General features: G+C 31.2%; 13 protein-coding genes. 12 read left to right on the top strand and 1 reads right to left on the bottom strand.

What is annotated here, in order from left to right; genetic code table 11:
• Window positions 1-7 precede the first annotated feature (7 nt).
• The 3 genes from ftsZ (at window position 8) to flgG (ending at window position 2,908) form a co-directional block, all read left to right on the top strand.
• Entirely contained in the window at window positions 8-1,120 is a 1,113-nt protein-coding gene (gene ftsZ, locus AJ885_RS01360; protein WP_002852071.1) for a cell division protein FtsZ, read from the top strand.
• A 154-nt stretch (window positions 1,121-1,274) separates the two neighbouring features.
• Complete coding sequence (locus AJ885_RS01355) at window positions 1,275-2,087, top strand: flagellar hook-basal body protein (protein ID WP_002861380.1); 813 nt, start codon at window positions 1,275-1,277, stop codon at window positions 2,085-2,087.
• Window positions 2,088-2,116: 29 nt separating this feature from the next.
• The gene (flgG, locus tag AJ885_RS01350; protein ID WP_002852142.1) at window positions 2,117-2,908 is read left to right on the top strand and encodes a flagellar basal-body rod protein FlgG; all 792 of its coding nucleotides are present in this window, start codon (window positions 2,117-2,119) and stop codon (window positions 2,906-2,908) included.
• A 66-nt stretch (window positions 2,909-2,974) separates the two neighbouring features.
• Here flgG and glnA read toward each other — a convergent pair whose 3' ends face one another.
• Window positions 2,975-4,405 (bottom strand): type I glutamate--ammonia ligase, encoded by a 1,431-nt coding sequence (glnA, locus tag AJ885_RS01345; protein WP_002854995.1) that lies wholly within the window; start codon window positions 4,403-4,405, stop codon window positions 2,975-2,977.
• A 202-nt stretch (window positions 4,406-4,607) separates the two neighbouring features.
• Here glnA and AJ885_RS01340 point away from each other — a divergent pair, with 202 nt between their 5' ends.
• The 9 genes from AJ885_RS01340 to AJ885_RS01300 are packed head-to-tail and all read left to right on the top strand — an operon-like array spanning window position 4,608 to window position 11,794.
• Window positions 4,608-5,303 (top strand): chemotaxis protein, encoded by a 696-nt coding sequence (locus AJ885_RS01340; RefSeq protein WP_070280599.1) that lies wholly within the window; start codon window positions 4,608-4,610, stop codon window positions 5,301-5,303.
• Window positions 5,300-6,553: a peptidase U32 family protein gene (locus tag AJ885_RS01335; RefSeq protein ID WP_002861383.1), complete on the top strand. Its 1,254-nt coding sequence runs from the start codon at window positions 5,300-5,302 to the stop codon at window positions 6,551-6,553. Before AJ885_RS01340 ends, AJ885_RS01335 begins: the two co-directional genes overlap by 4 nt.
• Window positions 6,554-7,048 (top strand): 5-(carboxyamino)imidazole ribonucleotide mutase, encoded by a 495-nt coding sequence (gene purE, locus AJ885_RS01330; protein WP_002861384.1) that lies wholly within the window; start codon window positions 6,554-6,556, stop codon window positions 7,046-7,048. It begins immediately after the preceding gene.
• 9 nt (window positions 7,049-7,057) lie between these two features.
• Window positions 7,058-7,594, top strand: coding sequence for a DUF3972 domain-containing protein (locus tag AJ885_RS01325; RefSeq protein WP_004305571.1), 537 nt, complete (start codon window positions 7,058-7,060; stop codon window positions 7,592-7,594).
• 11 nt (window positions 7,595-7,605) lie between these two features.
• Window positions 7,606-8,469, top strand: a complete 864-nt coding sequence (gene glyQ, locus AJ885_RS01320) for a glycine--tRNA ligase subunit alpha (protein ID WP_002861386.1) — start codon at window positions 7,606-7,608, stop codon at window positions 8,467-8,469.
• On the top strand, window positions 8,456-9,181 hold the full coding sequence (locus AJ885_RS01315) for a Nif3-like dinuclear metal center hexameric protein (RefSeq protein ID WP_002861387.1): 726 nt from the start codon (window positions 8,456-8,458) through the stop codon (window positions 9,179-9,181). Before glyQ ends, AJ885_RS01315 begins: the two co-directional genes overlap by 14 nt.
• 9 nt (window positions 9,182-9,190) lie before the next feature.
• Complete coding sequence (locus AJ885_RS01310) at window positions 9,191-9,907, top strand: zinc ribbon domain-containing protein (protein WP_002861388.1); 717 nt, start codon at window positions 9,191-9,193, stop codon at window positions 9,905-9,907.
• Window positions 9,904-11,061 (top strand): lipid IV(A) 3-deoxy-D-manno-octulosonic acid transferase, encoded by a 1,158-nt coding sequence (gene waaA / locus AJ885_RS01305; RefSeq protein ID WP_004305574.1) that lies wholly within the window; start codon window positions 9,904-9,906, stop codon window positions 11,059-11,061. Before AJ885_RS01310 ends, waaA begins: the two co-directional genes overlap by 4 nt.
• Entirely contained in the window at window positions 11,042-11,794 is a 753-nt protein-coding gene (locus AJ885_RS01300) for an RluA family pseudouridine synthase (RefSeq protein WP_004305576.1), read from the top strand. The genes waaA and AJ885_RS01300 overlap by 20 nt, the downstream gene beginning before the upstream one ends.
• Window positions 11,795-11,802 lie beyond the last annotated feature (8 nt).

Genomic DNA, 11,802 nt, shown 5'->3' with positions numbered 1-11,802 from the left:
AATTTTTATGAGTGAATTTTTAGTAGAAGAAATGCAACATAATAAAGGTGCAAAAATTAAGGTTATAGGCTGCGGTGGCGGTGGCGGTAATATGATCAACCATATGGTTAAAATGGGATTAAATGATCTTGATTTAATTGCAGCAAATACTGATGCACAAGCTATTTCAATTTCATTAGCAAAAACTAAAATTCAACTTGGCGAGAAAAAAACTAAAGGTTTAGGCGCTGGTATGCTTCCTGAAGTAGGTGCAGAAAGCGCTAGAGAAAGTTTTGAGGAAATAAAAGCAAGTCTTAGTCAAAGTGATATTGTATTTATTGCTTCAGGTTTTGGTGGAGGTACTGGAACGGGCGCCACTCCAGTTATTGCACAAGCAGCTAAAGAGATTGGAGCTTTAACTGTTTCTGTTGTAACTATGCCTTTTGCATTTGAAGGAAAACAAAGAAAAAAACTTGCTGAAAGCGGTCTCCTTGAGCTTAAAAAAGAAAGTGATTCTATTCTTGTAATTCAAAATGAAAAATTATTGAGCATTATTGATAAAAAAGCAGGCATTAAAGATGCTTTTAGATTGGTTGATGATATTTTAGCTCGTGCTGTAAAAGGTATGGTGTCTATCTTGCTTGATAATGGAGATATTAATGTTGACTTTGCGGATGTAAGAACCATCATGAGTCATCGCGGACTCGCACTTATGGGTGTTGGTAGTGCTAGTGGTGAAAATGCTATAGAAGAGGCTCTTTCAAACGCTATAGAATCTCCTTTGCTTGATGGAATGGATATTAAAGGTGCCAAGGGAGTTATTTTACATTTTAAAACAAGTTCTAATTGCTCTTTGTTTGAAATTTCAGCAGCAGCAAATAGTATACAAGAAATTGTTGATGAAAATGCTAAGATTATTTTTGGTTCTACCACAGATGATAGCATGGAAGATAGAGTTGAAGTGACTATTATTGCGACAGGATTTGAAGATAAAGATACAGTAGCTAAAAAATCTACCGAAGAAGCTCAAGCTTCTAAGAAAAATCCTTATTTAAGTCTTAAAAAGGTAAGCGGTGGTTACGATGAAGAGATAATGGCGCAAATTGAAACACCGACTTTCTTGCGTCGTCAAATGGATTAAAATTGATTTTAAAGCAAGATTGAGTCAAATCTTGCTTTTTATAGTTTAAAATTCTCTCCTAATAATCTTTCAAATATTTATTTTTCTTTGTTTTTAAAAGTTGGAACACTCTTTGCTTTTATAGCTATAAAATCTTAATTTTATAGGTGAAAATATGCAAAATGGATATTATCAAGCAACTGGCGGAATGGTAACTCAGTTTAATAAACTTGATGTGATTACTAATAATCTTGCCAATATTAATACAAGTGGATACAAAAGAGATGATGTGGTTATTGCAGATTTTAAAAGGATTTTTAAAGAAACTCAGGATGAGTTGCCTATAGAAAATCACACAAGAGATGCATCTCGTTTTGTAAATACTACAATAGATGGAATCCCACAAGTTTCTCAAGAATATACGGATTTTAGCCTAGGTTCTTTAAAGGCTACAAACAATCCTTTGGATTTGGCAATGACTAGAGAAGATGCTTTTTATTTGGTTCAGACCAAAGATGGAGAAGTAAGATTAACTAAAGATGGAAATTTTCAACTTGATGATGAGGGTTATTTGGTAAATAAGCAAGGATACAAGGTGTTAAGTAGTGATTATTTTAATAATCCTCAGAATGCTGGCATACGCATTCCTAATGGTGCTGTTCAAATTAGCGTTGATAAAAACGGAAGCATTGAAGTTGATGGAGTTCAAAATGCAAGATTATTTGTAGCGCAAGTAGATGATATAAGAGCTTTGCAAAAAGATGGAGATAATGTCTATAAAATAGATGATCTAACCCGCATTAGAGATTTGGAAAACTCCAATGCTATTCGCCAAGGTTTTTCTCAGGGATCAAATGTTAATCCAGTTACTGAAATGGTAGGACTGATTGAAGCAAACAGAATGGTAGAAATGTATCAAAAAGTTATGACAGCTCATATGGATGACTTAAATCAAGAAGCTATCAATAAGCTTGCAGCTGTTAAATAATTTAAAATAAAATAAAAAAAGGATTAAAAATGATGAGATCACTTCATACTGCTGCTACGGGAATGGTAGCGCAGCAAACACAAATTGATGTTACTTCAAATAACATCGCCAATGTTAATACAGCAGGTTTTAAGAAAAGTCGCGCAGAATTTGCTGACCTTATGTATCAAGTTATGAAGTATGCAGGAACTTCGACTTCGGCTACTACTCTTTCTCCTTCGGGTATAGAAGTGGGTGTGGGTGTGCGTCCAACAGCGGTAACTAAAGTTTTTACTGAAGGAAATTTAAAATCAACAAGTACTGATGGTCTTGATATGGCTATTGCAGGTAATGGGTTTTTTCAAATACAACTTCCTGATGGCACTATAGGATATACTAGAAATGGGCAATTTACAAAAGATAATGAAGGTAATATTGTAAATTCAGATGGTTATAGACTTTTACCTGAGATGACAATACCTGAAGGCGCAACAGCAATTAATGTTGCTACAGATGGAACCGTTTCTGTAATGCTACCAGGGGAGCAACAAGAAACTCAAATTGGCCAAGTGGAGCTAGTTCAGTTTATAAATCCAGCGGGTCTTCATTCTATGGGTGATAATCTTTATCTTGAAACAGGAGCAAGTGGTGCACCTGTTGCGGGTATAGCAGGACAAGATGGGCTTGGAACAATAAGACATGGATTTATAGAACTTAGTAATGTTCAGCTTGTTGAAGAAATGACGGATCTTATCACAGGACAAAGAGCTTATGAAGCGGGTTCTAAGGCAATTACAACAAGTGATGATATGCTAGGAATTGTAAATCAGCTTAAGCGATAGTTGATATAAAATAAATAATTTTTAATTCTTTTTTAGTTTAATGGCGTGTTAAACGCCATTAAATTTTTAGCAAGAGTAGCAAGTTTTAAATTCATAAGCAGTTGGACGAGCTTCTACTGGCCAAACTTGTGTTTCAAATTTTAAATGCTGATAGTCATCGATAAAAATATCACTCATTACAGGTTTTAAATAAGAATTATGTCGGATTAAAGCTTCTAAACTTCCTCTTAGAGTATGTGGTAATTGCTCTATCCCTTTTTCACGTATTTCATCCAAAGTAAGATCAAATAAATTTTCATCCATAGGACCCACAGGAATGGTTTTATTTTTGATTCCATCAAGACCTGCCATTAAAAGACTAACAAAAGCTAAATAAGGATTAGCAGTGCTATCAGGGAAGCGAATTTCTATACGAGCTGAATTTTTACCTATGCCATAAGGAACGCGACAACTTGCTGATCTGTTTTGACAAGAATAAGTTAAAATACAAGGAGCTTCAAAGCCAGGAACTATTCTTTTGTAAGAGTTGGAACTTGGATTTGTAAAAGCTGCAACACTTCTAGCATTTTTTAAAATTCCACCTATATAATTTATAGCAGTTTGACTAAGTCCACTGTATCCATCTTTATCGTAAAATAAATTTACTCCATCTTTCCATAAGCTCATATGAACATGCATACCATTGCCATTATCTCCGTATAAAGGTTTTGGCATAAAAGTGGCAGTTTTGCCATTTAAATGAGCTACCATTTTTACAACATATTTATAAATTTGAACATTGTCAGCTGCTTCTACAAGCGTGCCAAAATTTACTCCTATTTCAGCTTGTCCTTGTGCAACTTCATGATGATGAACAAAAGTTTTAAGACCTACTTTTTCAAGGGTTTGAACCATTTCAGAACGAATATCTACTAAAGAATCAATTGGCTGAACTGGAAAATATCCACCTTTGTTTCTTGGCCTGTGTCCAGTATTGTAGCTATCGGTAAATTCTCTATCGTCATTCCACTCTCCTTCTTCGGTATCAACTTCATACTTAGAACAATGAGTAGTATCAACTATTTTTACACTATCAAAAACAAAGAATTCATTTTCTGGTCCAAAGTAAGCAGTATCAGCTATGCCACTATTTTTAAGGTGTTCCATTGCTTTTTTTGCTATGCTTCTTGGACATTTTTCATACATTTGTCCTTTGTAAATATCATACACATCACAAAATACTATGATAGTAGGATCAGCTGTAAAAGGATCTAAAAAAGCACTTTGAGCATCAGGTTTTAAAATCATATCTGATTTTTCTATAGGCTGCCATCCATGGATTGAGCTTCCATCAAATGGAATGCCAGTTTGAAATGTTTCTTCATTGATTGCATGAAGATTATAGGTAATATGATGCCAAGTTCCTATCATATCTGTAAAACGAAAATCAACAAAAAGCACTTCATTTTGTTTGCAAAATTTGAAAAAATCATCTATATTATTAACAAATTTTCCCATATTTTTACTCCTTTACGTAATTAAATTTATAAAATTATATCATAAAATTTTTAATTAAGATTTAATTAATATATTTTTTTTAATAAATTTAAAAATTTAATTTAAAAAGATTAAAAAATAAAAATTTATATTTTTGTTTTAGATAAAATTGATTATAATTTTGAGCAATTATTGAAAATCTAGATTTAAAAAAGGGAAAAAAATGACTCAAGAAGAGCTTGATGCTTTGATGAATGGTGATGTTGATCTTGATTCAGAGACAGAAGCAGAGATAAAAACCGAAGAATCGAATACCGAAGAAGATGCTTTGATGTTAGAAGATGTCAAAATAGCTGATTACAAACCTAATCCTAGTGTAGTATGGCCACCACCCCCACCAAATCAGGAGCATAAAGTTGTACATCAGTTAGATGATGTTACAAAAGATAGCGAGCTTAAAGCAACGGAAATGATGGATAAGCTTGAAAGTATTAATAATTTTTTTGCGGATTCTGAAAGTTTACTCAAAGAAATAAATAAAGCAATAGAAAAAAATATTGATATTTTTTCTAAACTTAATGAAAAATTCCCTAATGTGGAAAGTTTCAGTGAAGCTTTAGAATTAAACAATCAAGCTAAAAAAAGTTCTAAGGAGATTGTCGGAAATCTTCAAAGCGGACAAGATGAAGCGATGATGGCAATGGATGCAATGCAGTATCAAGATATACATCGTCAAAAAATCGAACGTGTTATTAATGTAATGCGTGCTTTAAGCCGTTATATGAGTTCTTTATTTGAAGGTAAAATTGATGATAAAAAACGTGTAAGTTCTGCAGTGCATATTGAAGGTGATAGTACTGCTGATGTTGTAAGTAATGATGATATAGAAGCTTTAATTGCAAGTTTAGGGCAAAAATGATCATTCCTGAAATAGTAGCTCCTGCAGGAAATTTCACAAAATTAAAAATTGCTTTAGCTTATGGCGCAGATGCGGTTTATGCGGGTGTGAATAATTTTTCTTTAAGATCGCGCACTGCAAGAGAATTTAATTATGAAAGTTTTGAAGAAGCTATCAAATATACTCATGAGCGTGGTAAGAAAATTTATGTTACTTTAAATGGTTTTCATTTAAGCTCTCAAATTGAAGGCTTAAAAAGACATATATTAAAATTACGTGAGATGAAACCCGATGCTTTTATTGTAGCTTCTGTTGGAACTATGCGTCTTGTTAAAGAGCTTGCACCTGAAATTTCTTTACATGTTTCTACTCAGGCGAATATTTTAAATTATTTAGATGCTCAAGTTTATAAGGATATGGGCGCTAAAAGGGTTGTAATTGCGAGAGAATTAGGGCTTAAAGATGCTAAAGCTTTAAAAGAAAATTGCGATATTGAACTTGAAGCCTTTGTGCATGGTTCTATGTGTTTTGCTTATTCTGGGCGTTGTTTAATAAGCTCTGTGCAAAGTGGAAGAATGAGTAATCGTGGATCTTGTGCAAATGATTGCAGATTTAATTATGAGCTTTATGCTAAAAATCCAGAAAATGGTACTTTATTTCGTTTAGAAGAAGATGAAAATGGTACTCATGTTTTTAATTCCAAAGATTTAAATCTTTGTTCTTATATAGAAAAAATCATGCAAGAAAATTGTATCAGTGCTTTTAAGATAGAAGGACGCACCAAAAGCGAATATTATGTTGCGCTTACAACAAGAACTTATAAAATGGCTATACAGGATGTTTTAGAGGGTAAGTTTGAGTCAAACAAGTATGAAAAAGAGATTGCTACGCTTAAGAATCGTGGTTTTACAGATGGCTATCTTGTTTCGCGTCCTTTAGAAAAAACCGACACACAAAATCATAATACAAGCATAGAAGAAGGTTCTTATCAAGTGCATGCTATAAGCGAAGATGGAAGCTTTTTTAAATGTAAAGGGAAAATCGTTTTAAACACGCCTTATGAAATTTTAGCTCCTTTAGGCGATGTGATTCAAACTTGCGATAATGAACTAGGTAAAATTTATCAAAAAGAGGATAAATATTTTATAGAGTTTAAAAAACTCATTGCTAAAAACAATAAAGAATTTAGTGAAATTCATAGCGGCAATGAACATGAAATTCAATTACCAAGTAAAATCAGTGCATTAAGTTTTTTAAGAAAGGAAATATAGATGAATTTTGTTTCTATTTTAATGGGAAGCAAGAGTGATTATGAGACTATGAAAGAGGCTGCTAAAACTTTAGAAAGTTTTGGGGTAAAGTATGAACTTATTATCTCATCAGCTCATCGTAGTCCAAAAAGAACAAAAGAGTATATTGCAAATGCTGAAGAAAAAGGTGCGAAAGTTTTTATAGCAGCAGCTGGAATGGCAGCGCATTTAGCTGGAGCTGTTGCAGCTTATACAACAAAACCTGTTTTGGGAGTGCCTATGTCAGGAAGCAATCTTGCAAGTATGGATTCTTTATTTTCTACGGTGCAAATGCCTAGTGGAATTCCTGTAGGAACTTTAGCTATTGGTAAGGCTGGAGCAATCAATGCTGCTTATTTGGCTATGCAAATTTTAGCTATTTATGATGTTGATTTAGCACAAAAGCTTAAAGAAGATCGTCTTGAAAAAGAAAAAAAACTTGTATCTGATTCAAAAGAAGTAGAAGTTTTATTATAAGGGATAAAAATGCAAACCTATCTTGAACTTGAAGAATTTTGTAAACTTGTGCATTTAAATGAAGATGTGGTTAAGGGTATGATGGCTAATGGGGCTTTAAATTTTAAAGAAGAAGAGGGTAAAATTTACATCGAAGCTCATCAAGGTACTTTTAGTGTGGTGCCTAGTGCTGCAAAATCTCAACCTGCAATGGTAAATTCAATGACTTTAGCAGGGGAAAGTTTTGTTGAAAAAACAATAGGAACTATTTTAAATTTACATGAAAAAGTTTTAGATGCTAAAGATGAAACACTTGAAGCATTAAAAAATGAGAATAAATTTTTAAAAGATGCTCTTTATTCTATGCAAGAACTTTATGATGAAGATAGAAAAACTATAGAAACCTTAAACAATGAGTTAAAACATGCGCGTGAAGAGATAGAATTTCTCAAGCGTAAATATAAATTAATGTGGAGTAAAACCGCAGAAATTTTTGGAGCTAAGACAGAGCCTGATTTGGAAATGAATAAAAATTTAGAAAAACCTATTGAAAATATGGAACGATAAAGAGAGATACAATGACTTTTTCACAAATGATACTTAATTTACAAAATTATTGGCAAGAGCAAGGTTGTGCGATTATGCAACCTTATGATATGCCAGCAGGTGCAGGAACCTTTCATCCAGCAACTTTTTTAAGAAGTTTAGGAAAAAAACCTTGGGCAGCTGCTTATGTAGCTCCAAGTAGAAGGCCTACTGATGGACGTTATGGTGAAAATCCTAATCGCTTAGGTGCTTATTATCAATTTCAAGTTTTGATTAAACCTAGTCCTGATAATATCCAAGAATTATATCTTAAAAGTCTTGAAAATTTGGGTTTTGATTTAAAAAGTCATGATATTCGTTTTGTTGAAGATAATTGGGAGAGTCCAAGTTTAGGTGCTTGGGGTTTAGGCTGGGAAGTATGGCTTGATGGTATGGAAGTTACTCAATTTACTTATTTTCAGCAAGTTGGCGGTATAGCAGTAGATTTAGTAAGTGCTGAAATTACCTATGGTCTTGAAAGAATAGCCATGTATCTTCAAAATGTTGATAATGTTTATGATATAGTTTGGAGTGAATTTAATGGAGAAAAAATTAAATACGCAGATGTGCATAAGCAAAGTGAATATGAATTTAGTAAATACAATTTTGAAGTAAGTGATGTTAAAATCTTGAATGAGCAGTTTGAAAATTCTTACAAAGAATGTAAAAATATTTTAGAACAAGGACTAGCTTTACCTGCTTATGATTATTGTATGCTTGCTGCACATACTTTTAATCTTTTAGATGCAAGAGGAGCAATTTCTGTAGCACAAAGACAAGATTATATGTTAAAAATTCGTGAGCTTTCAAAAAATTGTGCTGAAATTTATAAGAAAAATTTAAATGAAACTGAGTGAAATTTATAATTTTTTAGATCAATTAAGTCCTTTTAATACTCAAGAATCATGGGATAATAGTGGAATTTTGCTTGGAGATAAGGATAGCGAAATTTCAACTGTTTATTTAAGCTTAGATATTGATGAAAATATCATTAAAAAAGCGAGTGAAAATTCTTTAATTATCACACACCATCCTTTGATATTTAAAGGTTTAAAAGATTTATATGACAAAACTTATCCTAGGGCTTTTGTTAAAGAAATGATTTGTAAAAATATTTCTTTAATCAGTATGCATACAAATTATGATTTAAGTCATTTAAATACTTATTTTACGAAAGAAATTTTAGGTTTTAAAATTTCTTTTAAAGACGAATTTTTGATTTATGTAGAAAATTTTATGTCTTTTGAAGCTTTGTGTGACCGGGTGAAAAAAAGGTTAAATTTACAAATTTTACGTGTAAGCGATTGTGGTAAAAAAGACATTAAGCGTATTGCTATATGTACTGGAAGTGGTGGAGATTTAATTTCTAAAGTAGATGCGGATTGTTTTTTAAGTGGAGATTTTAAATATCATCAAGCTTTAGAGGCGCTTAGTAATCAAATCAGTCTTATTGATTTGGGTCATTTTGAAAGTGAGAGATATTTTTCTCAATGTTTAGCAAAAGACTTGAAAAATTTGCCGCTACAAGTTATAATAACAGTTTCAAAAAATCCATTTCAATATTTTTAAGGAAAATAAATGAATAAATATCTTGAACAATTAGTGCTTTTATCAAAAATAGATCAAGAGATTGATAGTTATGAACCAAAAATAGACAGTATTAATAAGACTTTAAAAGATGCTGAGTTAAAAATAGGAAAAATCAACACAGATTTAGAAAAAATTGATGAAGAAATCAAAGATATAGAAAATCAAAAAGTACAAAATAATGCTCATATTTCCGAGTTTTCAGCAAAAATTAAAGATCTTTCTAAAAAAAGTGGTGCGGTAAAAACAGAAAAAGAAGCTAATGCTTTAAAAATTGAAGAAGATATCGCAAAAGAGCAATTAGACGCTGCAAATGATGAGATTGTAAGACTAGATAAAATTTTAGAGAATAAAGAAACTTATAAAAAAGAACTCGAAGAAGAAAAAATCAAACAAGAGCAAAATATTAACGAGATTAGAGTAAGTATTAAATCTGAAATGGAAGTTCTTGAAAAAGATAGAATGAGTGTTTATGATAAAAAAACTAAACTTGTGAGTGAGATGAATCAAAAAGTTTTAAGTTTTTATGAGAAAATTCGCAAATGGGCGAAGAATACTGCTGTAGTTCCTGTTAAAAAACAAGCATGCTATGGATGTTTTATGAAAATTTACGATAAGACTTATCTGTCCGTTGTAAAAGGTGAAGAGATTGTAACTTGTCCTCATTGCGGAAGAATTCTTTATAAAGAGCAAGAAGAACAAAATTGATCTTTTTTTATTATTTTTTAACTTGGACGGCATTTTTATTTTGTGCCGTCTTTATTCTTTTGCTTTCTTTTTTAAAATCCAAATACAAAATTAGTTTAAAATCTCGATTTTTTCTTTATAAAAATTTACATCAAGAAAAAGCTGATGTACATTTTCATGCTTGTTCTTACGGGGAGGTAAGAAGTATTAAAGCTTTGGTTTTGAAATTTGATTCAAGAATAACTACTATTACTCAAACAGGTTTTGAATGTGCAAAAGAATTTTGTAAAAAGGTAAATTATCTTGCTTTTGAAAATTTTTTGCCTTTTTGGTTTAATCCTTGTAAGGTTTTGGTAATTTTTGAAGCAGAATATTGGCTTATGCTTGTTTTTATGGCACGTATTTATAAGGCTAAGATTATTTTGCTTAATGCGAGAATATCTGATAAATCTTATCATTCTTATCAAAAATTTTCTTTTTTTTATAAAAAAATTTTTTCTTATATTGATGAAGTTTTTGCTCAAAGTGAATTAGATAAAGTAAGACTTGAAAGTTTGGGAGCTAAAAATGTTAAAATTTTTAAAAATATTAAGGCAAATTTAGAAATTAAAAATAATAAAATTTATACCAAACCTAAGGAAAAACTTATCATTTTTGCTAGTACTCATAAAGATGAAGAAGAGCTTTTACTTGATCATTTTAAACTAGAAGAAAATGAAAAACTCATTATCGCCCCACGACACCCTGAGCGTTTTAAAGAAGTTGAAAATTTACTTTTAAACAAAGGTTTAGAATTTGAAAAATTTAGCTCTTTAAAAGATGAAAATAAGAAATTTTCTAAAAAAATTTTACTTTTAGATACTTTAGGGGAGCTTGTAAATTTTTATGCAATTTCTGATGTTGTTGTACTTGGAGGTTCTTTCATAGAAGGCATAGGAGGACACAATCCTATAGAAGTGGCATATTTTGACAATGTATTAATCAGCGGGAAATTTATTCACAATCAAAAGGCTTTGTTTGAAGAAGTGGAAAATGTATATTTTTGTGAAAATTTAAAAGATTTAAATGATAAAATCCATTATTTAAATTTAAAAGCTAAAATTTCCAAAAAAGAAAATTTAGATCTTATCATGCAAACTATACAAAAGGGAATTGATGCAAGAAAAAGCTTATAAACTCTTAGCTTTGCAAGAAAAAATTTCAAATCGTGAAGCTAAAGATTTGATTGATAAGGGTTGTGTTTTTTCACATGGAAAAAAAGTTGTGGTTGCTAGAGCTTTGATGAACAATAAGGCAAGATTTAATGTGATAAAAACCAAAAATCCTCAAATTATTTTTGAAGATGATAAGATTATTGCTATTAATAAACCTTACGCTTATGTGAGTGAAGACTTGGAGAAAAAATTTAATGCCAAGCTTTTAAATCGTTTAGACAAAGAAACAAGCGGTGTGATTTTGCTTTGCAAAGATGAAGATTTTAGAAAGCTTTGTATAGAAGAATTTAAAAAACACAGAGTTTATAAAAGTTATATTGCGGTTTTAGATGGGGTTTTGGCTGAAGAGGTTGAAGTGAATGAGCCTATTTTTACCATAAAAGCAAAATGTGGAGCATTAAGTAAAGTTTCAAAAGATGGTTTAAGTGCCTTAAGTATCATTACTCCTATTATGTTGCAGTCAAAAAAAACCTTAGCAAAAATAGTCATTCAAACAGGTAGAACTCATCAAATCAGAGTGCATGCTAAATTTATAAAACATGGCGTTGTAGGTGATGAAAAATATGCTAAAATTTCAAGCGATAGAATGTATTTACATAGTTATGAAATTAAAATTTTTGATTATTATTTTAAGGCTGAGCTAGATAATAGTTTTGCAAAAGTTGGCTTTGAGATAAAAAATTTAGATTTTTAAAGCCATTT

It is taken from the genome of Campylobacter sp. BCW_6464, assembly GCF_001762775.1.
Taxonomy (GTDB): Bacteria; Campylobacterota; Campylobacteria; order Campylobacterales; family Campylobacteraceae; genus Campylobacter_D; species Campylobacter_D jejuni.
The sequence above is the reverse complement of the archived record's forward strand: the minus strand, read 5'-3'. Positions and strand labels throughout refer to the sequence as shown.